The sequence below is a fragment of the Affinirhizobium helianthi genome (genome assembly GCF_042680945.1).
GTDB classification, from domain to species: Bacteria; Pseudomonadota; Alphaproteobacteria; order Rhizobiales; family Rhizobiaceae; genus Neorhizobium; species Neorhizobium helianthi.
Genome location: NZ_JBHUEQ010000029.1, coordinates 1 through 24,097, shown reverse-complemented (window position 1 = coordinate 24,097; position 24,097 = coordinate 1). Strand labels below are relative to the sequence as shown.

Here is a 24,097-nt window from a genome sequence, read left to right as displayed (position 1 = left end):
GTCAACGTGGCCAATCGTGCCGATGTTCACATGCGGCTTATTACGCTCAAACTTGCTCTTTGCCATTGATGCTTCCTGTGATCAAAAGATTGGTCGATCCGCGCGTGCGGATTTGGTGTCGCCGTTTAAGGCTTTCCAGCTCGATGCGCAAGACATAAATGCGGGCCGAACCGGGGTGAACCACGGGTTTGGACATCGTCCTGAATCTGCGCACATGCTGCGCAATCTTTCGTGGATCATAATGGAGCGGGTAGCGGGAATCGAACCCGCGTATTCAGCTTGGAAGGCTGCTGCTCTACCATTGAGCTATACCCGCGGGGCTTGTTCGATCGTGGATCAGAATGGTGGAGGGAGTTGGATTTGAACCAACGTAGGCTGAGCCAACGGATTTACAGTCCGTCCCCTTTAACCACTCGGGCATCCCTCCAGTATTCCGTCCGGATCGAAGTCCAAGCTTGTGAACCGCTTCGTGTGCTGCAGTCACGGCGGCTATATGACCGCGACTTCGGCTGCTGTCAACACGGCCTCAAACGAAAAATTCGGGAAATTTCAAATCTCCTGCCAAGGCTGTGGATAGCGGCGGGGCTTTCGCCCGCACGCGCCTGCCGCTATAAGACCGCATGAGCAAGGATAACACAAAAGACAAATCCCCCCGCGACAGCCATTACGCAACCCTGCGTCGGCAGGTGCGCGATGCAATGCGCGAACGTGGGGAAATCCCGACGCCCGCCCCTCAGCGCAAGCGAAAGGGCGCAGGAGACTGGACGCCGCCGCCCCTCGCTGCTGAACAGGTGTTTCTGTACGGGCTTCATACGGTAAGGGCCGCGATTTCAAATCCAGCCCGGCAACTGATCCGTCTTTCCGTGACACAGAACGCCTTTGCGCGTCTGGAAATCGGACACCCGGACACATTGTCATTTCCTGTGGATTTCGTTTCGCCGCACGATATTGAAAAGATACTGGGGCCAGAAGCCATCCACCAGGGCGTCATGCTGGAAACGCGGCCACTGCCAGTACGCAGACTGGATGCGCTGAAGGATAGCCCTCTCCTGCTCGTTCTGGATCAGGTGACCGATCCTCACAATGTAGGCGCCATCATGCGCTCAGCCGTCGCTTTCAATGCCGGCGCCCTGATCACGACGCAACGTCATAGTCCGACGGAATCCGGCGTTCTTGCAAAATCGGCTTCGGGCGCCCTGGAGATGATTCCGTATATCCAGATTACCAATCTGGCAGACGCCATCAACGAGCTGCACGAGCTGGGTTTCCAGACCATTGGTCTCGATTCGGAAGGGCCGCAGCCGCTGGAGGGAACCTTCTCCGGCGACAAGATCGCTTTGGTGCTGGGCTCTGAAGGCAAAGGTTTACGGCAGAAGACACGCGATACTGTGACTGCGCTGGCACGGCTCGACATGCCGGGTGAAATCAAGTCGCTTAACGTGTCGAATGCCGCAGCAATTGCACTCTATGCAGCAGGCTTGCATCTCAAGCGGTGAGGCAGCTTCGAATCATATGCTGGCGGCGCGTGAAGCACAGGGCGGGCTTCTGATCAGACCATATAAGACTTATCCGTGATGTTCCGTCAGTGAGCAAATGCACGGAAACGTTCCGGTGGCAGGGCCTCGTGCCCTGCTTTCACTTCTGCGGCATATTGAATAGAGCCGATCAACTCGAGGTCGAACAAGGGCTTTGAGATTACCCCGAGCGTACCGGTCACTCCTTCCCCCAGAAGATCCGGATTGGCGGTCATGAATACCACCGCCACCCCCGACTGGGCGAGTTTTGAGCCGATGTCCGGCCCGGTCACACCATCCTGCAGCTGGACATCGACTAGCGCAATGTCGCACTCATCGAGGTAACGCAAGGCATCGGACTGATTGGCAGCAATCCCTACGACTTCATGGCCAAGCGCAAGCGCCGCGTCTTCAATGTGAAGCGCGATCAGAAGCTGATCCTCAACGATCAAGACTCGGTAGGCCATATCCCTTTGCCCGCCATTCTACGAGGAAAACGTGGGATTCCTGTTATTGTTCCCACGTCTGTCACAGTTCAGGCCGCGGCTTCAGGAGAGGAGGAACTATCCTCCAGCGGCGCGGTCATGATCTTGCGGACATCCGGCAGCGCACGCATGAATGCAGCAACGGCCTTCGGATCGAACTGGCTGCCGCTCTTTTCCTGAATGTGAGAGATGGCTCTCTCCAGCGTCCAGGCATCCTTGTAGGGCCTTGCGGTTGTCAGGGCGTCAAAACTGTCGGCAACGGCCACGATTCTGCCTGCAAGCGGAATGGCATCGCCCGAAAGACGCTGCGGATAGCCCTGCCCGTCCCAACGCTCGTGGTGAGCGCCGGCGATTTCTGCAGCCAGTTGCAGCAGGCTCGAACGCGATTGCCCGAGGATATGGCTGCCGATGGATGTGTGCACCTGCATCTGCTCCCGCTCGATTTCCGTATAGGAACCGCGCTTGAGCAGAACTGCATCGGGAATGCCAACTTTACCAATGTCGTGCATCGGCGCTGCCAGACGAATGTCGGCGCACAGATCATCCGGCAAACCATAGGCCTTTGCTATCGCCTCGGAATAGGCGCCCACCCGCAAGGTGTGCATGGCGGTTTCAGGATCCTTGTAGCTGGCGGCCAGCGTCAGGCGATAGATGATTTCCTTCTCACGCTCCCGCAGCTCGGTGACTACCTTTTCCACCTCTGTCCGCAGCCAATCGGCACGCTCTGCTAGCTGGTTGCGGGCATTGGTGAGCGCCACGAGGTTGCGGACGCGCGCCTGAAACTCCAGAGGATTAATCGGCTTTGTGAGGAAATCGATCGCTCCCGCGTTCAAAGCCGTCATCCGGGTCGCCGTGTCGTCATCGGCGGTCACAACAACGAAAGGCTTGTCGCGATATTTCTCAAAGCGGCGGATTTCAACCAGCAGATCGACACCGTTGTAGACGGGCATCTGAAAATCGATCACGCCGATATCGAAATCCAGTTCCGGCATGGCTTGCAGCACTTCTTCCGGGCTGGAAAAGCCGATTGCACTACAGCCCTCCACTGTCGAAACCAGCTTCTTCAGAAGGACAAGGTTGGTCTTGTTGTCATCGACTACGAGAATATTCATATTCATCCTCTTTCAGGCGGCCAAAGCTGATCGTGCAGCAAGTACAGTTTCCGATAGATGCGCAATGTCGGCTGCCGTCGGTTCCTTCTGCCGAAGTGATTGTGCAAAATCCGCAAGTTCCGCTAGCCCCACATTGGATGCAGCGCCCTTCAGGTTGTGCAGAAGCTTGTCAAAATTTTCTTTACGTCCGTGCTGCATGGCTTCATTTAACGACGAAAGAACATCGATTGCATCGTCGAAGAAGGCATCCAGCAATTCCTGGAAAGCTTCGGGACCAAGAATATCTTCAATCTCCTGACGGCGTGCGGTCAACGCATCCACCGCACTTGCGCCGCCATTGGCTGCAGTCTCTTTCATCACGCTGTTGTTTTCCTGTTCAGGCACAGTTCTTGGCTCTGGCACCGTGCGTTCTATCAGGCTCGCCAGCACGGCAAGGGTGATGGGTTTCGACTGGAACCCGTTCATACCGGCGTCCTCGCAGGCCTTTCTGTCCTGATCGGAAGCATTCGCCGTGAGTGCGATGATGGGGGTGTGAGGCGCAGGTCCATCCTTGGCCCGCAAAACACGGGTTGCCTCGATACCGTCCATCACAGGCATCTGCATATCCATGAGAATGAGATCGAACTGCTCCTCACGGGCGCGCTGCACGGCTGCCTCACCATGGTCAACAATGATAACCTCCTGCCCCAGATGCTTCAGATAGCCGAGGATGACCTGCTGATTGATCTTGTTGTCCTCCGCGACCAGAATCTTCAGCCGCTTTGACACACTCTGGGGGCTGGAGCTTTGCGCAGGCTCAAGCGATACGCCCTCCGCCTGTTCAACGGGAATTTCGAACCAGAACAGGCTCCCGAATCCCGGAACGCTATCGACGCCGATACGCCCGCCAAACCGATCGATGATTTCTTTGCAAATGGTCAGGCCCAATCCGGTGCCGCCATATTTGCGGCTGATGCTGGAATCCACCTGGGAGAAGGGCCGGAACAGCTTGTCGCGCCCCTCTTCGCTGATTCCGATGCCAGTATCCTGAACTTCCACCCGCAGCCAGATCTGATCCTTTCGCAGGAGTTGGCGCATGCGAAGAGTGACGGTTCCGCCCTGGGTAAACTTAACCGCATTGCTCATCAGGTTAAGCATGACTTGCCGCAAACGGGTCGGATCGGAATGGACCCAACGGGCGCGCCAGCGATGGGGCAGATCGATCTCGACCTTGTTGCCAGCCTCTACGGCGCGGCCTCGCATCATCTCGGCCGAGCTTTCCGCAAGACTCTGGAGATCCACAGAACGCTCTTCCAGTTCCAGCTTGCCGTGTTCGATCTTGGCGAAATCGAGTATCTCGTTGATCACGTCGAGCAACGCCTCGCCTGAGCGGCGAATCGTCCGAACTTTCGCCAAGGTGTCCTGCGGCGGCCTGTCCAGTTCCAGCAATTCCACCATTCCGAGGATAGCGTTCAGTGGCGTTCGAATCTCATGGCCCATCGTGGCCATGAATTGCGATTTCGCGCGATTACCCGCCTCCGCCGCCTGGTAGGAAACGGTGAGTTCTCTCGCCATCTCTTCAAGGCTCACACCTGCCGCCTGAACACCGCGCAATTGCCTGCGCAGGGTCACAATGAGAAACACAACGGACACCACAAGAAGGCCAATGATAATCATGGCATTGCGCTGCAGACGTTCTATCTCCAGCCGGCCCTTGGCGCGTTCAATGCTTGTGGTGCTGTTTGTGTAGATCAGCAGATCACCGGTGATGCTGGAGAGCTGCTTCATCTTCGCAGTCACTGTCTTGAGCGCTTCGTCCGACGGAAGACTACCACCGGCGATCAAATCGAAGGTCGGCTGCGCACTGGCAACAATATCCTGAACCTGCCGCAACTTTTGGTGCACCTCATTATCCAGCGAGAAGCTCTCTTCGAACTTCGACTGCCTCAACAGCGTAAGCCTGGAATAGATAATGTCATAGCGCAGGGCCGAATCCTGCAGATTAGCCAGTGTGAAACGTTCAGATAGGGCCGAAGCTTCCAGGCCGCGCCTCAACTCGTTCGCCTCGCGATCAAGCTGGTAGACAGACCACATGGCGTTCTCACGCACGGCATCCTGCAGGTTCCCCTGCCGGTGAGTTATATCGAAATAGATGGATACAAGACCGCCAAGCAGCAGAACCGCAAATAGCTGAAGAGCTGCGGTTGTGCGGCTTGCACGCCTTAGGACATCTCCACCGAATGGACCCTCAACTGTCACGGCTGTACTTCAACCTCCTTGATTTGCCACACGGAGCGGGAGAAGTATTTCTCATTGAAAAGGGAAGGATCCTTGTCGAAGGGGTAGACGAGGAAAAGGGGGCCTTTGTCCCTTACGGACATGACCTTTCCGTTCTGGCGTGTTGCCAGAATGCTATCGATCTTATCGGCGTCGTCCCGCGGCACTTCCGCGAAGTAGTCATTGAGGGCGCGTACCAGCAACTTGTTGCCCCGGGCACCAGCGGCCTCCAGCACAGACCGCAACAACGGACCCGAAAAGGTGGTTTCACCTTCCGTCCAGGGCGTACGCACGGTTGACTGCCGACCTGCAAGCTTCTCCAGCATTTCCAGATCGAACTGGGCCGTCTTGCCCATATTGGGGTGAGCCAGATCGCCTTTGACGGTCAGAATAACTGGCCCCTTGGGTGCATCGAGCGCAAAGGCCGAGGGAGCGATGAAAATGACTGCTGCAGCGAGGAGGTTGAAGATGCGCATGCCAGTACATCCCGTGTGCGTTGGAGGGAAAGAAAAAGCCGTTCAGGCGAGGATCACGCAGCTTCCGGAATGCGGTCGTTTTCAAACAGCCGTTCCAGATTGAGAAAGCAGATCATGCCATCATCATGCGTCAGGATACCGTCGCAATACTTGCTGTCGAAGGATTGGAAGACCTGCGGCACGGGTTGCAATTGATCGGCCGGAACCGTCAGCATGTCGGTCACGTGATCGACGATCAGCCCAATGATGGTCGCCCCTGCCTCGGCCACGACAATGGCGCTGCGCTCGGTGCGCTCTGCCGGCATCATGCCAAGCCGGCGGGCAAGATCGATCGTCGGAATAACTTTGCCGCGAAGATTGATCACACCCACCACGAAATCAGGCGCATTGGGAACGGGCATCGAAGGCCCCCACCCCCTAATTTCGCGCACAGCCGTAGTATGAATGCAGAAATTTTGCTCTCCGAGGCGGAAGGCAATGATTTCGAGCGAATTGGATCTGCTTACAGCCGTCATGGGAAGCCCCCGTTTCATCCGGTTCGCCTGAACCTGCTGCAGCATCTCGCGCAGGGTGCCAGGACAACTTTGAATTTGAGTAATTCCGGATAAACGCAGTGGCTGAAGCTTACTGAAACGGATTTCCCGATCCGTCCGAGGATCTGGAAAACGATAACCCGCTGCGGCACTGGATTCAATAAGCCAACACTATCAACGTTTTATCCGGTCGGGACCGCGTTCATTTCGGTGGAGATGCTACCGCATCGCCCGATACCCCAAATCTAGGTGAAATAACCTAAGGAGCATTGAAGGAATTATTTCAATTTGAGCAAATTCTCACATTTTCGGCACGATAAGAGCCATGCCTGAACTGTCTTTGGAGGCTGTCGTCGTCTGACATCTGCAGTGTGAGCTACCGACGCAAGACGATAACCTTGACGTCGAGTAGAATAAAATCCGCCATGGGCCGCCATACCACACCACCGGGAGGGTTGGTCGATAATCCGTCAAGAGCGCCTGGACAACGGATGACGCCGACCGCGCCGACAAGTGGGGTATGCGCATCAATACCGAAAGTCTTCCGCGCCTGGGCGAAAAACTGGTTCGGCGGCAAAGGCTCGGTCGGCAGCATACTGGCGACGAGGCTTTCGTCGGCATCGCCACACCAAGGCAACGAAGCCGCATCATTCAGGAACTTGTCTATGTTCAGCAAGTCGTTGGGCTTGTCGCGCACTTGGTGCAACCCATGCGGCGGCGCATCTCTGCCATCCAAGGCGGTATAGTCGCGACCGGACCAGAAGCCGCTACAGAGGCGACAGCAGCGCCAGAATCAGGGTGCAAGGCTTTGACATTGCCGGCTGGCAACGCCGGTACGGTCAATGCTTCAAGCTACTGGAATAACTTAAGCGCTTTAATAGAGGCTCTGCCCCAATCGCCATCGGTTGAAATTGATTAGCACTGAGCAATCAGTCGGCTGTTGAGCCGCTGTTCGAACGTCATAGCGATGTCCCGAGGTTAGGGGTGGCTGCGACTCGATCGCCACGCTTGGATGGAAGAAAATGTGGTCAGGTAGCGTAAATTACTATTAGGATGCAGGGGTATGGTGCCTGCCGAGCGCTTCGCGGTTGTCGCATCATGGCCTTCAAATTTGCGGTATTTGACGTTTGCTGCTTTAATTCTAAAGCCAATCAAGCTCGCGACACCCTTGGCGTCATTAAGTCACAGTCCACGGTTGAAAAACATCTGGAAATGTGGAACTTGCATCCCGTTTTCAGGGGAATCTTATGCCGCTTTTCTTTAGCTTGCTCATTGGTTGCTTCGGGCTTTTCGCATACTGGCGGACCCAGTGCTGGTCGCACCCTGCAGTTATCTTTGCCCTGTTCTGGTGCTTCATGACATGCATGCCGCAGTTGTTCGTACCACAGATTGACGTGCCACTTATGCCGACATTGTACATTATGTCAGCGGCAATCATCTACGGCGCGCCCGCATTCACCCAAGACTGGAGTGGGCCAATTGCAGAAGCCCGTCGGCGGTCGGCAAGTCATAACGTTAAGCAATACAACCTCCTCATAATTGTGTTTGGCTTTTGTCAAATAGCGACACTCAGCGTAACGCTGGGCAATCTGAATGCACAAGGTTTCCCCCTCGCCAGAGCGCTTATTGACCCGATCGGAACAGGCTGCGAATACCTAGCCCTACGCTACTCCGGAAACTTCACGCCGAACGTATTCAGTCAAACAGCAACAATTCTAAACTATTTTTGCGCGATTTTGGCTGGTTTTTTGTTGCCTCGAATAAGAAACATTCTCGTTCAGCTGGCGGTCCTGACGTTCGCCTTATTACCATCTTTAGTATTCATGATAATGTACGCGGATAAAGGGACGTTGTTTCTCGCAGCCGCATTCATGTTTGGCGCCACGTTGGTGGAGAGACATTCATTTGGTAAAACATATCTGCTGACACCCCGAACAGTGGCGGCAGGCGTCGTTTTGGTGATTCTTCTCATTCCGGCCGTCGCGATCAGCCTCTTAAACAGAACAACCGTCGGAGCATGCTCCGAAACAGGACGATCCGCCGAAGTCGTTGAAGGACTTGCTTCAGCCTTAATAACCCGCTCTCAAGCTCCCGATATTGGCTTGAACGGAGATAGCCCCGTATCTGATCAGCCTGCCGAACCCGAGATCGCGATCCAGAGCCCCGTCGTGCCAAATGAAGAAGCGGCACTCAAAGATAGCAGTGAGACAAACAAACCTGCCGAATCCCAGATCGCGATCCAGAGCCCCGTCGCGCCAAATGAGGAAGCGGCACTCAAAGATAGCAGTGAGACAAACAAACCTGCCGAATCCGAGATCGCGATCCAGAGCCCCGTCGTGCCAAATGAGGAAGCGGCACACAAAGATAGTAGTGAGACAAACAAGCCTGCTGAATCAAAGGTCGAGATCCTGAGCCCCAGCGTTCCGAATGAGGAAGGGTCACAAGCCTCCAGTAGCCCTAGCGGTCTTGGCAATTATGTTCGCTCGTACGCTTTTGGGCATTTCTTTGCATTCACCCATTGGCTCGAAGCCTATTACAACGAAAAGCCTTCGTCTTACATTGATCCAAACCATAGAACTTGGGGGTTCTGGACCTTTATGGCGATTGGCAGAATAATGAACCCAGGTTACGAGTTGCCACCCGGATACTTTACAGAATATTATCGGGTGGACGGACTAATCATGTCAAATATTTATACCTTATATCGTGGCCTTATCTATGATTTCGGCATCGTGGGGTCATTGATATTCATGGGTCTTTTTGGATGGGTTTCGTCAGCAGCATACCGACAACTGCTGGAATACAAAAATGCTCCAGCAAGCCAAGCCTTCTTTATCTTACTTATAGGCTTCATATACACATCGTATATTATTAGCCTTCTCGTATGGAAGAGCGCTTGGCTTGTAACGGCTATCGTGTGGGCGGCTCTAGCCGGGAAAAGCTTTGCCACCCGCCGTTTTCCGAAGCGTAATCAGCCGGAGAAACGAGTTTGACGGAGCAAGGACATCAAACGCCTGTCAAAATGCGTCACGAAAAACGGTGACGCATTACGTAAGTGTCCTGCTCTATTTTCGGGTTGACAAGGCCCGCACGCACGTTCGCCTGACGACCCGGAAAGCAACGAATTCCGACAAGCCTATGCCGCGCTTCTTACCGCCATAACAACGCCTCTCCAAAAACAGTCGAATAGCTTCTGAACCGTTAGATAGCTCGTCTCGCACTGCATGGAGCGCACCGCTTGGCGGATCCTTTCTGACGGAATCTATGGGCAACGCTCAAGCATATTTCACAATGCCACGACCGATACCGGCAATATCCAGTTTGCTAAAATCGAAGCAACATATATTCGCAACTCTATGGATCGGATGGCCGATACACCCGTCTAGGCAAACAATTGCCTCAAAGCCATGCCGCTTTGTTCCCTTGGGCTCTTTTATATGATCACTTCAAAATCAACCCATGCGAAGGCGTCTCAAAGCGTAAAGCCAATGGAAAAGTCTCCCTACATGGACGATTGAAGACGCGAAAGCCTATCGAGCTAGATGGCCGGAAGAAACCGCCCAAAGGCCGGCATTCGAGCTATTGCTGCACGTAGGCAGTCGTACCGGGATTTGACCGACATCGGTCGGTAGCATGTGCGCGGCAACGTCCAACCGTTGAAGAAAGAACTAAGTCAAACCTAATGGATGAGAAAAGTATGGTGCCCCCGGCAGGGTTCGAACCCGCGACCCCCTGATTACAAATCAGGTGCTCTACCAACTGAGCTACAAGGGCAATGGAGGTGCAACTACCTATAACTGGCCCGGCTGTAAAGAGCTAACTCGCATTCCCTCGCAAGATTTTTCAACAATCAAAACCGCACCAGCTGTCAGCGGGCTTGTCGGCAAGATTGTTTTTCCTATACGAAGTGAGGGTTAATGAGGGTTTCGCATGTCTTCGAGTCAACAGAAACTTGGCTTCCTGGCCTCTCCTGCCCCGGAAGCGCAAAGTGCCTTCGAGGAACTCACAGCCATCTATGGCAATGCGCCCCTCTCGGAAGCGGATGTAATCGTTGCCTTGGGCGGCGACGGCTTTATGCTCCAAACACTGCATCAGACCATCAACAGCGGCAAACGGCTCTATGGCATGAATTGCGGTTCGGTAGGCTTTCTGATGAACGATTACCGAATCGACAGCCTTTATGAGCGCATAGACAAAGCGGTGGAGAACGATTTTCATCCGCTGCAAATGAAGACGCGCAATGCCGATGGCACCACGTCCATCGCTCTCGCGATCAACGAGGTCTATGTTTTTCGTCAATCCTATCAGGCGGCGAAAATTCGCGTGACGATCGATGGCCATGTTCGCTTGGATGAACTGATCTGCGATGGCCTGATGATTGCAACGCCCGCAGGCTCAACGGCCTATAACCTCTCGGCCCATGGCCCTATCCTGCCCCTGGAAGCCCCCCTGCTTGCTATGACGCCGGTGAGCGCCTTCCGTCCTCGCCGATGGCGCGGCGCACTGCTGCCGAACAAAGTCTGCGTGGAGCTGGACATTCTGGAACCGGAAAAGCGGCCCGTGAATGCCGTGGCAGATAATACCGAGGTCAAAAGCGTTCTGCATGTCACGATCCAGCAATCTCGGCACAGGACTGCGCAAATTCTATCCGATCCTGACCACTCCTGGTCGGAACGCATTCTTGCCGAGCAGTTCTCGGACTAATTCAGGTGAGCCTTGCCCAGTAAAAAAGGCGCGGAACGCACTATGCGCCCGCGCCTTCAGCCATAGTTCGAACAGGGTCTGGCCTCAGTCGATATCAGAAACCTCTGCATTTGCCTTCCCGCTAATGCGGTGGGCAAGCGCTGCTTCCATGAACTCGTTCAATTCACCATCCAGAACGTCGCCCGGAGCGGTACTTTCAACCCCGGTGCGAAGATCCTTGACGAGCTGATACGGCTGCAGAACATATGAGCGAATCTGATGTCCCCAGCCAATGTCCGTCTTGGACGCCGCTTCCGCGTTCGCGGCCTCTTCACGCTTCTTCAGCTCCGCCTCATAGAGACGAGCACGAAGCATGTCCCACGCCTTGGCGCGGTTCTTATGCTGTGAACGCTCCTGCTGGCAGGCAACGACGATGCCACTCGGTACGTGCGTGATACGCACCGCCGAATCGGTCGTGTTGACGTGCTGACCACCGGAGCCGGAGGCACGATAGGTGTCGATCCGGCAATCGCTTTCGTTAACGTCGATCTGGATCGAGTCATCGACCACCGGATACACCCAGATGGACGAGAATGACGTATGCCGGCGCGCATTGCTGTCATAGGGGGAGATGCGAACCAGACGGTGCACGCCCGATTCGGTCTTCAGCCAGCCATAGGCATTGTGCCCCTTCACCAGAATGGTCGCAGACTTGATGCCAGCCTCTTCGCCGTCATGCACTTCCAGAACTTCAACCTTGAAGCCTGCACGCTCTGCCCAGCGGGAATACATGCGCAGCAGCATGTTCGCCCAATCCTGGCTCTCCGTGCCGCCCGCGCCGGAATGAACTTCCAAATAGGTGTCATTGGCGTCTGCTTCACCGGAAAGCATCGCCTCCACCTGACGGCGCGAAGCATCGGACCGCAGCGCCTTCAACGCCTCTTCCGCATCGCGGACAACCGAATCGTCGCCCTCTTCCTCGCCCAGTTCAATGAGTTCGATGTTGTCCTTGAGCTGCTGCTCAAGCAAACGCACACCACTGATGCTGTCCTCCAGCTGCTGACGCTCGCGCATCAACTTCTGTGCCTCGCCAGCATCGTTCCAGAGGTTGGGATCCTCTGCCTTGTTATTCAACCAGTCCAGTCGTCTTACCGCCTGATCCCAGTCAAAGATGCCTCCTCAGCAGGCTTATGGCCTGCTTGATTTCATCGACAATATTCAGGGTCTCGTTACGCATTCTCTGCTTTCTTCATCCTTTTGGGAAAGGGGCTGAATAGTGTTCAATGCGCAGGCTGTAAAGCCCGCGCCACGGTACGTCCGTCAGAATAGGCCGCCAGAACCCGAGGTTACAGCCTGCTGTGCCTGCGGCGATGTTTTGAGAATTTCTTCCGGCGGAAGCTGCGCATCGGCACCAATGACCGTCAGCGTATCGGCAGGGCCGGTTCCCGGCTTGAAGGCTTCCACAATGGTGTCCGGCTCACCTTCAAGGGCAAACATGCCAGTCTTCCTGTTCACGGCTATGAACTGCATTCCCGCAGGAACCTGAAATTTCGTGGGTGGCGTAACCTTCGCTGCCTGAGCCAGAAACTCACCGAAAATCGGAGCGGCCAGGCTGCCGCCTGTGCCAGCGCGACCGAGCGGCGACGGCGTGTCGAAGCCGATGTAAAGGCCGGCAACGAGATTTGGCGTGAAACCAACGAACCAGGCATCCTTTTCATCGTTAGTAGTGCCGGTTTTACCTGCGACAGGGCGATCCTTCACCGGTATCTTGCCGGCTGCCGTGCCGCGCTGAACCACGCCTTCCATCATAGATGTGATCTGATAGGCCGTCATCGGATCAAGCACCTGCTCGCGGTTATCCACCAAGGTCGGTTCCGGTTGCTGCGCCCAGCTGTTGAAGTTGCATCCTTCACAGGTGCGCTCCTCGTGGCGGAAGATGGTCCTGCCGTAACGATCCTGAATACGGTCCACAAGCGTGGGCTTGATCTGCTTGCCCCCATTAGCAATCACGGAATAGGCAGAAACCATGCGCAGAACCGTGGTTTCACCGGAACCGAGAGACATGGACAACAGTGGAGCCATCTTGTCGTAGATACCGAAGCGTTCGGCATATTCGGCAACAAGCTCCATTCCCATGTCCTGCGCCAGACGGACCGTCATCTGGTTGCGCGACTTTTCAATGCCGATGCGCAAGGTGGACGGTCCACCGGAATCGCCACCATAATTGTCCGGGCTCCACACCTGCCCGCCAGATACAACCTCGATAGGTGCGTCCAGAATAACCGAAGCTGGCGTATAGCCATTATCGAGAGCAGCCGCATAGACGAAAGGCTTGAAGGACGAACCGGGCTGACGCATCGCCTGCGTTGCGCGGTTGAATTCCGACTGACCGTAGGAGAAGCCGCCAACCATGGCCAGAACTCGGCCCGTATGCGGATCCATCACTACCATGCCGCCCTGCACCTTGGGCGGCTGACGCAGGCGATAGATGCCCTGCTTGCCTTGAACCTGCTCGACATAGACCACATCGCCCGTTTCCAGAACGCCCGTTGGCGATTTCGCGGTCTTGCGTGCGTTCTTGGCATCGCGATAGGCCCACTTCATCTCGTCGGCAGGAATTACGCCCTTCTCGCGCTCCTCCACGACCTTACCCCCGGCGGTGCCGGGTTGAAGGCCGATATCGACCTCCTTGTCAGAAACGGCTGTCACCACGGCCAGGCGCCACTCAGGCACATCGCGCAACACGGGAACCTTGGCAAGCTCCGGACCCCAGTCGCCCGTGACCGAAATTCGCGCGATCGGCCCGTGGAAGCCACGGCGCTCATCATATTCTACCAAGCCATGCTGAAGTGCCGCACGCGCCATGATCTGCAACTGCGGATCCAGAGAGGTGCGGACCGAAAGGCCGCCTTCGTAAAGCGCCTTGTCTCCGTATTTTTCGATGATCTGACGACGGACTTCCTCGGAGAAATAATCGGATGCTGCAACCGTTGCGCCGCCGCGGTTCATGTTAACGCCAAGCGGCTGCTTCTTCGCCTCCTCCGCATCGCTGGCCGTAATGTAACCGTCCTCGGCCATGCGGCTGATGACATAGTTGCGGCGCGTGAGCGCGGCCTGCTCATGTCGGAAAGGATTATAGTTCGCAGGCCCCTTGGGAAGACCCGCCAGATAAGCAGCCTCGGCGATGGTGAGTTCCGTCACCGATTTGTTGAAATAGGTCAGAGCGGCACCCGCAATGCCGTAGGAGTTGAAGCCGAAGAAGATCTCATTGAGATAAAGTTCGAGAATCTTGTCCTTCGAATAGGTCTGCTCGATGCGGAAGGAAAGAATCGCTTCCTTGACCTTGCGGTCGATTGTCTGGTCCGCAGAGAGCAGGAAGTTTTTCGCCACCTGTTGCGTAATGGTCGAGGCACCTTCCGGGCGGCGGCCCGAGCCAATATTCTGGATGTTGTTGACGATCGCACGTCCGAGGCCCCAGGCATCGACGCCCGGATGCGTATAAAAATTCTGGTCTTCGGCGGAAATGAAGGCCGCCTTCACACGGTCCGGAATGGCCTGAATGGGCAAAAAGAGCCGCTTTTCACGAGCGTATTCCGCCATCAATGCGCCATTGCCTGCATGAACGCGCGTCGCAACCGGCGGCTCGTAAGAAGCCAGCACTTCATAATTCGGCAGATCCTTGGATACTCCGGCCAGATAGACGGCGGCGACGGCCGCAACGGCTAGAAAGCCGACGCAGGCCAATCCGAAAAAATATCCAAGCAATCTGATCATTCTTAGCTACCGCTTCAGTCTCTCAGGTGCTGGCTGCACCATTTCATAGTTTCACGCGTTTTGCACGAGCGACCCGCAAGCGCAAGCATTGCCGGTTCAAAAGCAACGAGTCGTGATATGGTATAGGGGCATGAGTAACGCTTTGAATGTGAGTAAAATAGGGCTTCCTCACGGTTCGCCCCCTCCGGCCAAGGCCGAATTTCGGTAACGCATAATGGCTTCCGTCAGGAGTGTCGTCAGCCGATCCCGCCATTCGTCACTCAGAAGCAGCTTCTCATCCTCCTCATTGGAGAGAAAGCCAAGCTCAAGAAGAATCGAGGGAATATCCGGCGCGCGCAGCACCTGAAAGCCCGCGTAACGATGTGGATTGTTGATGAGGCCGATCTGGCCTTCGAAGGATTTCACCACACGATTGGCAAGCGCAATGGAAAAGGCCTGCGTTTCCCGGCGCGTCAGGTCCAGAAGAATATCCGCCACTTCCGGCTGCGGAACCTCGATGGAATAGCCAGCCAGCTGATCGGACAGATTTTCGCGTGCCGCCAGCGCAGCGGCCATCCGGTCTGATGCAGTGTCCGAGAGCGTGTAAACGGTCGCGCCACGGATGCCTTTTTGCCCCAGCGTATCCGCATGGAGCGAAATGAAGAGATCTGCCTTGCTCTGGCGCGCCAGCACAACCCGCTCGGACAGGGAGAGGAAACTGTCATTCGTGCGGGTCAGCATCGCCTTTACACCCGGCTGACGGTTCAGCTTTTCCGCCAGCTCCTTGGCGAAAGCCAGTGTGATTTCCTTCTCGGGCGTTTTCGTAGAGGAACCGGATGCACCGGCATCGATCCCCCCGTGCCCCGCATCGACGGCAACAACGAAAACACCATCATGGCCCTGGTCTTCCGGCGAGATGGTGTTGAGTGCAGCATTGGTTCCTTCTTGAACCTCCCCCCACTTTTGCGTCTTCACCAGTTCAGCGAATTTTTCCCTGGTCGTCATCTCGGCGTCGAGCACGAGACGGTAGCCTTTCTCTTCGTTTTTCTGCACCTCGGCCATAACAAGATGCACGGGTCGGATGGCCGTCAGCACGATGCGCGCGCTGCCCTCCCCCATGGTGCCGTAACGAATGTCCTTAAACAGCCCGCGCGCCGCCAGATCCGCAGGCGGAAAGCCGAAGGCGGTTGCCGACAAATCAATCACAACGCGCTCAGGTGATTCGACATAGTGAACGGAAAAATCCGGCTTGCCGTCGAAATCGATGACGACGCGGGACCGGGCATCATCGCCGACGATGCGCGCCCCAAACGCAAGGAGCGGATCTTCGGCCTTTTCCGTCGCCGCAACAAAGCCGGGAAACGTCAGCAGCATCGGCATCAGCAGGAAAAAATTGCAAAGCACACGCAAAAAGCGAAGCGTTACACGCTCAATCTGCAGCCTTTTTTGCCTCATGCACCCGCTTTCCGATCTGTCATCGAGTCTCCAGGACCGAATCTCATTTTTACACGATCACTCGAATGCACACCAATGCCTGCAGCCATAGCGCTTGCCGCTAATACTCAAATTTGATCCATATTGTGGCAGACCGGGCTTTCCGCTTGCTATTATGACAGATAAAACATACAAGTCGTTTGAGGGTTTAGGTGTCGACGGGATAGTCTGTTGATAGGCTGCCAGCTTCAAGTCCTGGCGCCGTAAAGCACGGTCATCCGCCGTCTCTACATCTGGCCTGATACAAACTCTACGCCGGCGGTGGCCGGAACAATACCGGATGGTTCGCCATCCAGCTCATCGGGAGCAAATTCATCGGGTCCTTCAGTGGGCCTTGTATAACGTCATTCTCGTCTGGTCTTTGATGTTGCGGCACAGATTGCATTTTCCGGGGAAACGAAATGGAGCGGTTGCTGCTCTGTTTCCCATGGCGATGCCGCAGACAACCATTCCATCGGGAAATTTCTTATCCGGCGCACAGAACGCGAGACACAGTAGCCTAGGCATGACGCCTGGCCGCCGTGTATGCACGCGCTCGCGCCGAGGAGCACATGTTCTATGGCAGACAAAATGCTTATCGATGCGTCTCATGAAGAGGAGACGCGCGTCGTAGTCGTCCGGGGAAACCGGATTGAAGAATTTGACTTCGAATCGCAGCACAAGAAGCAGATACGCGGCAATATTTACCTGGCGAAGGTAACGCGCGTTGAACCATCGCTTCAGGCCGCATTTGTCGATTACGGCGGCAATCGACACGGCTTTCTGGCTTTCGCCGAAATCCACCCGGATTACTACCAGATCCCGCTCGCTGATCGTCAGGCCCTCATCCAGGCGGAAATGGAAGACAATCCGCGCAATTCGGATCATGATTTCGAGCCTGTCGTCGATCTTTCCAAGACTGAACAGCCTGACATCGGTATCGCAGCCCAGGTTGATGCGGCACTCGGCGCAGAGCCGGACGCATCCACAGCATCATCCGATGCGGAGCAATCCGCAGCAGAAGCCCCGGCAGAACCAGCCGAGGAAGAAGCAGCTGCAGTAGCGGCAGAAGAAAAGCCGAAAGCCAAGCCGCGCCGCACGCGTTCACGCAAGAAGGCCGTGGAGGAAACTCCTGCCGAGGCAAGCGAATCCACCGATGCCAGCGACGACAGCACGCCCGGCGAAATGGCGGCAATGGTCGAAACCGATTCGATTTCCGAAGACGTGTCGGACCGCCGGTCTCGCGATGACGATGATGATGACGACGACGATGGCGATCACGAGAAGGAAGTGATCGAGTCCGTTGGCGCCGAAGACGCCATGGAAGAAGTGCCGGATCGGGTTTTCCGCAAGCCGCGCAAGCAGTACCGCATCCAGGAAGTCATCAAGCGCCGTCAGATCCTGCTGGTTCAGGTGGCGAAGGAAGAGCGCGGCAACAAGGGCGCAGCTCTGACGACCTATCTCTCACTTGCCGGACGGTATTCGGTTCTCATGCCGAACACGGCGCGTGGTGGCGGTATTTCACGTAAAATCACCAACCCGACCGATCGGAAGCGCCTGAAGGAAATCGCGCGCGAGCTCGACGTGCCGCAAGGCATGGGCGTCATCCTGCGGACTGCCGGTGCGAACCGTACGCGCGTCGAAATCAAGCGCGATTTTGAATATCTGATGCGTCTTTGGGAAAATGTCCGCACCCTGACATTGAATTCCATCGCGCCCTGTCTGGTTTACGAAGAAGGTTCGCTCATCAAGCGGTCCATTCGTGACCTTTATAATAAAGATATTTCCGAGATCATCGTTGCTGGCGAAGAAGGCTATCGTGAAGCGAAAGACTTCATGAAGATGCTGATGCCGAGCCACGCGAAGGTCGTTCAACCTTACCGCGACCTGCATCCTATCTTCTCGCGCTCCGGCATCGAAGCGCAGCTTGACCGTATGCTGCAGCCGCAGGTGACGCTGAAATCCGGTGGCTATCTGATCATCAACCAGACAGAAGCACTGGTTGCGATCGACGTGAACTCTGGTCGCTCCACGCGCGAGCACTCGATTGAAGAGACGGCGCTGCAGACCAACCTTGAGGCTGCTGAAGAAGTTGCCCGCCAGTTGCGCCTTCGCGACCTTGCCGGCCTGATCGTCATCGACTTCATCGACATGGAAGAAAAGCGCAACAATCGCGCCGTCGAGAAGAAGCTGAAAGATTGCCTTAAGAATGACCGCGCCCGCATCCAGGTCGGCCGGATTTCACACTTCGGCCTGCTTGAAATGTCGCGTCAGCGCATTCGCGCCAGCGTGCTGGAGTCCACCACGCAGGTCTGCTCGCACTGCGGCGGCACGGGTCACGTCCGTTCGCAATCGTCGGTTGCCCTGCATGTCCTGCGCGGCGTTGAGGAATACCTGCTGAAAAACACCACTCACGATATCACCGTGCGCACCACGCCGGATATCGCGCTTTACCTGCTGAACCAGAAGCGGGCGAACGTGGTGGATTATGAGCACCGCTTCGGCGTTTCCATCTTCATCGAGTCCGATATTGGTATCGGCGCAAGCCATTTCGCCATTGATCGCGGCGAGCCTGTTGCCAACCCGATCAAGGTTGAGAGCCTGCTTCAGTTCACGGCGATGCCCGTGGAAGAGGAAGAGGACGACATCGTCATCGAAGTGGATGACGAAGAGGACATGGAAGCGACGCCTGCAGCGGCATCCAGCCAGGACTCTCGCTCAGACGATGAGCAGGGCAACCGCAAGCGCAAGCGTCGGCGTCGTCGTCGCAACCGCAATGGCGAGCGGAATGGAGATTCACCCCAGAGTGCATCTTCCGATGACGTTGGCGGCTCCGAAGGGGACGAAGACGACGAAGACGGAGAGGAAACCGGCTCTGAATCTGCCGCTCAGTCCGCACAGGCTGATGGCGATGAAGGCTCCCGCCGCAAGCGCCGCCGTCGCGGCAAACGTGGAGGGCGTCGCAATCGCAATGGCGAGGAGGACGCATCTGCTGCCTCTGGCGATTCGGATGAAAACGGTGCCAGCGATGATGCTTCTGAAAGCACTGCTGGCGACGAAGTTCCACTGGTTGCGCAAGCTCCTGCGCAAGAGCCGGCGGTCGACGTAGCAGCAGCGGAAGCTGAAGCCGTGGAAGCAGCAGTTGCTGCGGCTCCTGCAGAGGCTGAGGCCGAAGTGGAAGCAAAGCCCGCCAAGCCGCGCCGTACCCGTCGCGCCAAGGCGTCGCCGAAAACGCAAGAGGTCGTCGCTGACAAGGAAGAGGTTGCGCCGGCTGTCGCCACTGCCGAACCAGCCATCACGGCGGAGCCTGAGGTTAAAGTCGCTGCTGCATCCGAAGAGAGCGTCGCAGTAGAACCAGCCCCCCAGACTGACGCTGAGGATGAGGATCAGAAGCCGGCACGTGCAAATCGCGCTTCCAACATCTCCTTTTCCGAGCCTGTCGTGAAGTCAAGCGCGCCGGCAGAAGCCGAAAAGGAAGCTGAAAGCAGCAAGCCCAAAAAGGCCGGCTGGTGGCAGCGCCGCGGCTTCCTTTGATCGGAAGTCAGGATTAAAGCAGGAACGGCCGCATTGATTGCGGCCGTTTTTGTTTTCGGCGAAACAACAGATCTTTAGACAGCATGTTGCGCAAAAGTGTGCAGCGGTTTTGCGATGACGACATGCGTAAAACAAGAAGTTAAAGCACGTTGCATGAGGCTGATAAGCCGCAACGTGCTTTAGAACTGTCATCAATGCGCCGAATATGCACATCAATGTGAATTTGTGGTGCTGCGGCGTGATGACTATTGTCTGGTCCGCACCGCATCTTTGCGATCCGATTCATTCAACAGGCCATGTAGCCACATGGCAGCAGAGGATAGAAATGAAAGCCTTTTCCCGCAGTCTTATCGCAGGCTTGATGGCATGTTCGGCCATGATTGCGCAGTCCGCTCACGCGCAGGCCCTGGATGAACAGCAAAAGAAGGAAATGGGCGCGTTCATCCGCGAATATCTGATCTCAAACCCCGAGATCATGCTGGAAGTGCAGGACGCACTGGAGAAAAAGCAGCAGGAAGCCCGCGTCAATCAGGCGGCAAATGGCATCGAAGCCAATTCGAAGGCAATCTTCTCATCACCAGACGACGTCATTCTCGGCAATCCCAAAGGCAGTGTGACTGTCGTTGAATTCTTTGATTACAATTGCGGATACTGCAAACGGGCATTGCAGGACATGGAAACCATCCTGTCGCAGGACAAGGATGTCCGCTTCATCCTCAAGGAATTCCCGATCCTTGGGCCGGATTCCATGGCTGCCCATCGCGTTGCCAATGCGGTGCGCCTGACAGCACCGGATAAATACCCCGAATTCCACAAGCAACTGCTGGGCGGGCAAACCCGCGCCACTGAAGCAACAGCGCTGGCAGTGGCCGCGAAGCTTGGCATTGATGAAAAGGCAATCCGCAAATCGATGAGTGAGAAGTCCAATGAACCGCAGGTCCGGGCCACTTACGAACTTGCCAACAATCTTGGCGTCACCGGCACGCCATTTTATGTGGTGGGGAATGAAGCTGTCTTTGGCGCGGTGGGCCACGAGGAGCTGAGTTCGAAGATTGCCAACATTCGCAGCTGCGGAAAGGCAACTTGCTAATCAACATTCACCAGTTAAAAACCCTTTACCCCCGGTTATGCACGGCTTTCGTGACCGGGGGCTTTCCCTTGCGGCCTTGGCGGTCTATAGGTTCCCGTGGTTTTATGATGGAAACTCTATGAGCAAGACAGTCTTTGTCCTCAATGGTCCCAACCTCAACATGCTGGGTAAGCGTGAGCCAGGCATTTATGGCGGCAAAACCCTGAAGGACATTGAGAGCGATTGCATCGCAATGGGCAAGGAGCTGGGCTTCTCCGTCGAGTGCTTTCAAAGCAATCACGAGGGGGCCCTTGTGGACCGTCTGCATGAGGCAGATGACAGGACAGTTGGCGTCGTTATCAATCCTGGCGCTTACGGCCATACGTCGATTGCCTTGCATGATGCAATCCGCGCCATTTCGGTGCCGGTAATCGAAGTTCATATTTCAAATATCCATGCACGTGAAGAATTCCGTCATAAATCGATGATCGCACCTGCGGCCAAGGGCATGATCTGCGGATTGGGTCCGGGCGGCTATGTGCTTGCATTGCGTGCCTTGCGCGACATAACCAGCTAAAGAACAACAGAACACATAGGTTGACCATGTCTGAGAAGAAGAACGGTATCGACAAGGGGTTGATCCGCGATCTGGCGAACATCCTCAATGATACCGACCTGACCGAAATCGAAGTGGAGCAGGATGACCTGCGCATTCGCGTTTCGCGCAATGTTCAGGCTCCGCAGTACATCCAGGCAGCACCTGCCGTACAGCAATTTGCCGCACCTGCGGCTGCCCCGGCTGCAGCTGCAGCACCCGCCGTTGCCGCTGCACCGGCTGGCGTCGATCGCAGCAACGCAGTCACCGCTCCCATGGTGGGCACGGTCTATCTTTCCCCGGCACCCGGCGCCCGCGCATTTGTGGAAGTCGGCGCGACCGTCAAGGAAGGTCAGACGCTGCTTATCATCGAAGCCATGAAGACCATGAACCAGATCCCGGCGCCTCGCTCGGGCAAGGTAACGGAAATCATCGTGAACGACGCGCAGCCGGTTGAATATGGCGAGCCGCTGATCGTCATCGAATAAGGCGGATCCATGATCTCCAAGATTCTCATTGCCAACCGAGGCGAAATCGCCCTTCGCGTGCTTCGCGCCTGCAAGGAACTCGGCATCGCAACAGTCGCCGTCCATTCGACGGCCGATGCCAACGCCATGCATGTCAGGCTGGCGGACGAAAGCGTCTGTATCGGCCCGCCCCCCTCGCGTGACAGCTATCTGAACATTCATCAGATCGTCGCTGCCTGCGAAATCACGGGCGCGGATGCCGTGCATCCGGGCTATGGATTCCTCTCGGAAAACGCGAAGTTCGCTGACATCCTGGAAGCACACGGCATTACCTTTATCGGACCGACGGCGGAGCACATCCGCCTGATGGGCGACAAGATCACGGCGAAGAAGACCGCGGTTGAGCTTGGCATTCCGGTCGTTCCCGGTTCCGATGGCGAAGTCACGCCCGATACCGCACTGGAAACGGCGCGGCGCATCGGCTTCCCCGTTCTGATCAAGGCCACTGCCGGCGGCGGTGGACGCGGCATGAAGGTTGCCAAGACCGAGGCCGATCTGGAAGAGGCATTCAATACGGCCCGTTCGGAAGCAGCGGCGGCCTTTGGCAATGATGCCGTGTACATGGAAAAGTACCTCGGCAAGCCTCGCCACATTGAGGTTCAGGTGGTTGGCGATGGGGCAGGCAATGCCATCCATCTGGGTGAGCGCGACTGCTCGCTCCAGCGCCGTCACCAGAAGGTCTGGGAAGAGGCAAACTCCCCTGCCCTCAACGTCGAGCAGCGCATGAAGATCGGTCAGATCTGCGCCGACGCCATGAAGAAGATGAAGTATCGTGGTGCTGGCACCATCGAATTCCTCTACGAAAACGGGGAGTTCTATTTCATCGAAATGAACACCCGCCTGCAGGTCGAGCATCCGATCACGGAAGCGATCACGAACATCGATCTGGTCCATGAGCAGATTCGCGTTGCATCCGGCGCGGGACTTTCGGTCACGCAGGAGGAAATCACCTTCTCCGGTCACGCGATCGAGTGCCGCATCAATGCAGAAGACCCACGCACCTTCACGCCTTCTCCCGGCACAATCACGCATTTCCATGCGCCGGGTGGTTTGGGTGTTCGCGTGGATTCAGGTGCCTATGCCGGTTACAAGATCCCGCCCTACTATGACAGCTTGATCGGCAAGCTGATCGTGCATGGCCGCACCCGCGTCGAATGCATGATGCGCCTTCGCCGTGTGCTGGACGAGTTCGTGGTAGACGGTATCAAGACCACCCTTCCGCTCTTCCAGGATCTGGTTTCCAACCAGGATATCGCCAATGGTGATTACGATATCCATTGGCTGGAAAAATACCTGGCTGGCGAAAAGGCCGACGCATAAGAATGGCAGGTTCGCGCAGCAGTTCATATCCGGCAATAACACCAGATATCCTGCTGCGCGCCTATTCCATAGGTCTCTTTCCTATGGCTGACTCGGTGGATGACCCGGAGCTTTTCTGGGTGGAACCCGAGATCCGCGGCATCATTCCGCTTGATGGCCTTCATGTATCCCGCAGCCTGAGAAAAGTAATCCGGCAATCACCGTTTGAAATTCGCCTCAACACCGCCTTCGAAGCCGTTATGGCAGGATGCGCAGAGGCAGCACCGGATCGCCCCAGCACCTGGATAAACCAGACAATCCGCACACTCTATACGCAGCTGCACCAGATGGGGCATGCACATAGCGTTGAAGCCTGGGAGGGGGATCAGCTCGTCGGAGGGCTGTACGGCGTTTCGCTCGGCTCCGCCTTCTTTGGTGAGAGCATGTTCACGCGCCGAACCAATGCCTCCAAGATTTGCCTCGTGCATCTGGTCGAGCATTTGCGGTCATCGGGCTTTCGCTTGCTTGATACGCAGTTCACCACCGAGCATTTGAAGACGTTGGGTGCCGTTGATGTACCCAAGGAGGACTATCTCGTCCTGCTCAAGCAAGCCCTCCAGGGGCCGCCTGCGACCTTTTAAACAAGGCAGCAGTAAACTGTGTGCCGGTTTTGCGAAACCAAAAGCAACCCAGGCAGAGACGGAACTCAGAGAAGCGAGCCTAGGGCGTGTGGACATTCAGGATTTCCTTTTTAGTGAGATCGTGATTCAAGGTTCCAACTGAGGAGG

The 24,097-nt window shown here is 56.1% G+C and carries 18 protein-coding genes, 3 tRNA genes and 1 pseudogene; 9 read left to right on the top strand and 13 right to left on the bottom strand.

The genetic code is table 11. The annotated features are described in order from the left end of the window. The 3 genes and pseudogenes from ACFSE1_RS16760 to ACFSE1_RS16750 form a co-directional block, all read right to left on the bottom strand. Positions 1-66: pseudogene (locus ACFSE1_RS16760) on the bottom strand (GTP-binding protein); the annotation flags it as partial. 176 nt (positions 67-242) lie between these two features. Next, positions 243-316 (bottom strand) — tRNA-Gly (locus tag ACFSE1_RS16755). 26 nt (positions 317-342) lie between these two features. Continuing rightward, positions 343-427, bottom strand: a tRNA-Tyr gene (locus tag ACFSE1_RS16750). A gap of 193 nt (positions 428-620) precedes the next feature. Between ACFSE1_RS16750 and ACFSE1_RS16745 the strand changes: the two genes are divergently transcribed. Beyond that, entirely contained in the window at positions 621-1,496 is an 876-nt protein-coding gene (locus ACFSE1_RS16745) for a TrmH family RNA methyltransferase (protein WP_377403820.1), read from the top strand. Between the two features lie 86 nt (positions 1,497-1,582). Here the strand turns inward: ACFSE1_RS16745 and ACFSE1_RS16740 are convergent, their stop codons facing one another. The 6 genes from ACFSE1_RS16740 to ACFSE1_RS16715 all read right to left on the bottom strand — a co-directional run bounded on the left by ACFSE1_RS16740 (position 1,583) and on the right by ACFSE1_RS16715 (position 7,073). After that, positions 1,583-1,981 carry a response regulator gene (locus ACFSE1_RS16740; protein ID WP_377403817.1) on the bottom strand — a complete coding sequence of 133 codons (399 nt, stop codon included), beginning with the start codon at positions 1,979-1,981 and terminating at the stop codon, positions 1,583-1,585. A gap of 68 nt (positions 1,982-2,049) precedes the next feature. Further along, a complete protein-coding gene (locus ACFSE1_RS16735; protein WP_377403814.1) occupies positions 2,050-3,111 on the bottom strand; it encodes an HD domain-containing phosphohydrolase in 1,062 nt (353 codons plus the stop codon). Between the two features lie 12 nt (positions 3,112-3,123). Continuing rightward, complete coding sequence (locus ACFSE1_RS16730) at positions 3,124-5,349, bottom strand: ATP-binding protein (protein ID WP_377403811.1); 2,226 nt, start codon at positions 5,347-5,349, stop codon at positions 3,124-3,126. After that, entirely contained in the window at positions 5,346-5,843 is a 498-nt protein-coding gene (locus ACFSE1_RS16725) for a putative pterin-binding protein (protein WP_377403808.1), read from the bottom strand. The genes ACFSE1_RS16730 and ACFSE1_RS16725 overlap by 4 nt, the downstream gene beginning before the upstream one ends. 53 nt (positions 5,844-5,896) lie before the next feature. After that, entirely contained in the window at positions 5,897-6,358 is a 462-nt protein-coding gene (locus ACFSE1_RS16720; RefSeq protein ID WP_377403804.1) for a chemotaxis protein CheW, read from the bottom strand. 394 nt (positions 6,359-6,752) lie between these two features. Next, positions 6,753-7,073 (bottom strand): hypothetical protein, encoded by a 321-nt coding sequence (locus tag ACFSE1_RS16715; RefSeq protein WP_377403801.1) that lies wholly within the window; start codon positions 7,071-7,073, stop codon positions 6,753-6,755. Positions 7,074-7,623: 550 nt separating this feature from the next. Between ACFSE1_RS16715 and ACFSE1_RS16710 the strand changes: the two genes are divergently transcribed. Continuing rightward, a complete protein-coding gene (locus ACFSE1_RS16710; protein WP_377403798.1) occupies positions 7,624-9,369 on the top strand; it encodes an oligosaccharide repeat unit polymerase in 1,746 nt (581 codons plus the stop codon). A gap of 705 nt (positions 9,370-10,074) precedes the next feature. On the opposite strand, the gene ACFSE1_RS16705 is transcribed toward ACFSE1_RS16710, so the two are convergent. Beyond that, positions 10,075-10,150, bottom strand: a tRNA-Thr gene (locus ACFSE1_RS16705). A gap of 156 nt (positions 10,151-10,306) precedes the next feature. Between ACFSE1_RS16705 and ACFSE1_RS16700 the strand changes: the two genes are divergently transcribed. Then, positions 10,307-11,080: an NAD kinase gene (locus ACFSE1_RS16700; RefSeq protein ID WP_377403795.1), complete on the top strand. Its 774-nt coding sequence runs from the start codon at positions 10,307-10,309 to the stop codon at positions 11,078-11,080. A gap of 84 nt (positions 11,081-11,164) precedes the next feature. Here ACFSE1_RS16700 and prfB read toward each other — a convergent pair. The 3 genes from prfB to ACFSE1_RS16685 form a co-directional block, all read right to left on the bottom strand. Beyond that, positions 11,165-12,296, bottom strand: a protein-coding gene (gene prfB, locus ACFSE1_RS16695; RefSeq protein WP_377403792.1) for a peptide chain release factor 2 whose coding sequence is annotated in 2 segments (ribosomal slippage) — positions 11,165-12,226 and positions 12,228-12,296 — 1,131 coding nt in all. Because the reading frame shifts where the segments join, the coding sequence is not laid out codon by codon here. Positions 12,297-12,379: 83 nt separating this feature from the next. Next, a complete protein-coding gene (locus ACFSE1_RS16690; RefSeq protein ID WP_377403789.1) occupies positions 12,380-14,833 on the bottom strand; it encodes a penicillin-binding protein 1A in 2,454 nt (817 codons plus the stop codon). Between the two features lie 168 nt (positions 14,834-15,001). After that, the gene (locus tag ACFSE1_RS16685; protein ID WP_377403823.1) at positions 15,002-16,192 is read right to left on the bottom strand and encodes an N-acetylmuramoyl-L-alanine amidase; all 1,191 of its coding nucleotides are present in this window, start codon (positions 16,190-16,192) and stop codon (positions 15,002-15,004) included. Positions 16,193-16,864: 672 nt separating this feature from the next. Between ACFSE1_RS16685 and ACFSE1_RS16680 the strand changes: the two genes are divergently transcribed. From ACFSE1_RS16680 to aat, 6 genes are all read left to right on the top strand, one after another. Then, positions 16,865-19,819, top strand: a complete 2,955-nt coding sequence (locus ACFSE1_RS16680) for an Rne/Rng family ribonuclease (protein WP_377403786.1) — start codon at positions 16,865-16,867, stop codon at positions 19,817-19,819. Between the two features lie 325 nt (positions 19,820-20,144). Continuing rightward, the gene (locus tag ACFSE1_RS16675) at positions 20,145-20,909 is read left to right on the top strand and encodes a DsbA family protein (RefSeq protein ID WP_377403783.1); all 765 of its coding nucleotides are present in this window, start codon (positions 20,145-20,147) and stop codon (positions 20,907-20,909) included. Between the two features lie 118 nt (positions 20,910-21,027). Then, on the top strand, positions 21,028-21,465 hold the full coding sequence (gene aroQ / locus ACFSE1_RS16670) for a type II 3-dehydroquinate dehydratase (protein WP_377403781.1): 438 nt from the start codon (positions 21,028-21,030) through the stop codon (positions 21,463-21,465). 26 nt (positions 21,466-21,491) lie between these two features. Continuing rightward, positions 21,492-21,971 (top strand): acetyl-CoA carboxylase biotin carboxyl carrier protein, encoded by a 480-nt coding sequence (gene accB, locus ACFSE1_RS16665; RefSeq protein WP_377403778.1) that lies wholly within the window; start codon positions 21,492-21,494, stop codon positions 21,969-21,971. Positions 21,972-21,980: 9 nt separating this feature from the next. Next, on the top strand, positions 21,981-23,330 hold the full coding sequence (gene accC / locus ACFSE1_RS16660; RefSeq protein WP_377403775.1) for an acetyl-CoA carboxylase biotin carboxylase subunit: 1,350 nt from the start codon (positions 21,981-21,983) through the stop codon (positions 23,328-23,330). 2 nt (positions 23,331-23,332) lie between these two features. Next, positions 23,333-23,950 (top strand): leucyl/phenylalanyl-tRNA--protein transferase, encoded by a 618-nt coding sequence (gene aat, locus ACFSE1_RS16655; protein WP_377403772.1) that lies wholly within the window; start codon positions 23,333-23,335, stop codon positions 23,948-23,950. The last annotated feature ends 147 nt before the right edge of the window (positions 23,951-24,097 follow it).

Excerpts from the sequence above, each read along its gene's own strand:
- ACFSE1_RS16745 (WP_377403820.1), top strand. The coding sequence starts at position 621 with ATGAGCAAGGATAACACAAAAGACAAATCCCCCCGCGACAGCCATTAC.
- ACFSE1_RS16740 (WP_377403817.1), bottom strand. The coding sequence starts at position 1,981 with ATGGCCTACCGAGTCTTGATCGTTGAGGATCAGCTTCTGATCGCGCTT.
- ACFSE1_RS16735 (WP_377403814.1), bottom strand. The coding sequence starts at position 3,111 with ATGAATATTCTCGTAGTCGATGACAACAAGACCAACCTTGTCCTTCTG.
- ACFSE1_RS16725 (WP_377403808.1), bottom strand. The coding sequence starts at position 5,843 with ATGCGCATCTTCAACCTCCTCGCTGCAGCAGTCATTTTCATCGCTCCC.
- ACFSE1_RS16720 (WP_377403804.1), bottom strand. The coding sequence starts at position 6,358 with ATGACGGCTGTAAGCAGATCCAATTCGCTCGAAATCATTGCCTTCCGC.
- ACFSE1_RS16710 (WP_377403798.1), top strand. The coding sequence starts at position 7,624 with ATGCCGCTTTTCTTTAGCTTGCTCATTGGTTGCTTCGGGCTTTTCGCA.
- ACFSE1_RS16700 (WP_377403795.1), top strand. The coding sequence starts at position 10,307 with ATGTCTTCGAGTCAACAGAAACTTGGCTTCCTGGCCTCTCCTGCCCCG.
- ACFSE1_RS16690 (WP_377403789.1), bottom strand. The coding sequence starts at position 14,833 with ATGATCAGATTGCTTGGATATTTTTTCGGATTGGCCTGCGTCGGCTTT.
- ACFSE1_RS16685 (WP_377403823.1), bottom strand. The coding sequence starts at position 16,192 with ATGCCGATGCTGCTGACGTTTCCCGGCTTTGTTGCGGCGACGGAAAAG.
- ACFSE1_RS16680 (WP_377403786.1), top strand. The coding sequence starts at position 16,865 with ATGGCAGACAAAATGCTTATCGATGCGTCTCATGAAGAGGAGACGCGC.
- ACFSE1_RS16675 (WP_377403783.1), top strand. The coding sequence starts at position 20,145 with ATGAAAGCCTTTTCCCGCAGTCTTATCGCAGGCTTGATGGCATGTTCG.
- aroQ (WP_377403781.1), top strand. The coding sequence starts at position 21,028 with ATGAGCAAGACAGTCTTTGTCCTCAATGGTCCCAACCTCAACATGCTG.
- accB (WP_377403778.1), top strand. The coding sequence starts at position 21,492 with ATGTCTGAGAAGAAGAACGGTATCGACAAGGGGTTGATCCGCGATCTG.
- accC (WP_377403775.1), top strand. The coding sequence starts at position 21,981 with ATGATCTCCAAGATTCTCATTGCCAACCGAGGCGAAATCGCCCTTCGC.
- aat (WP_377403772.1), top strand. The coding sequence starts at position 23,333 with ATGGCAGGTTCGCGCAGCAGTTCATATCCGGCAATAACACCAGATATC.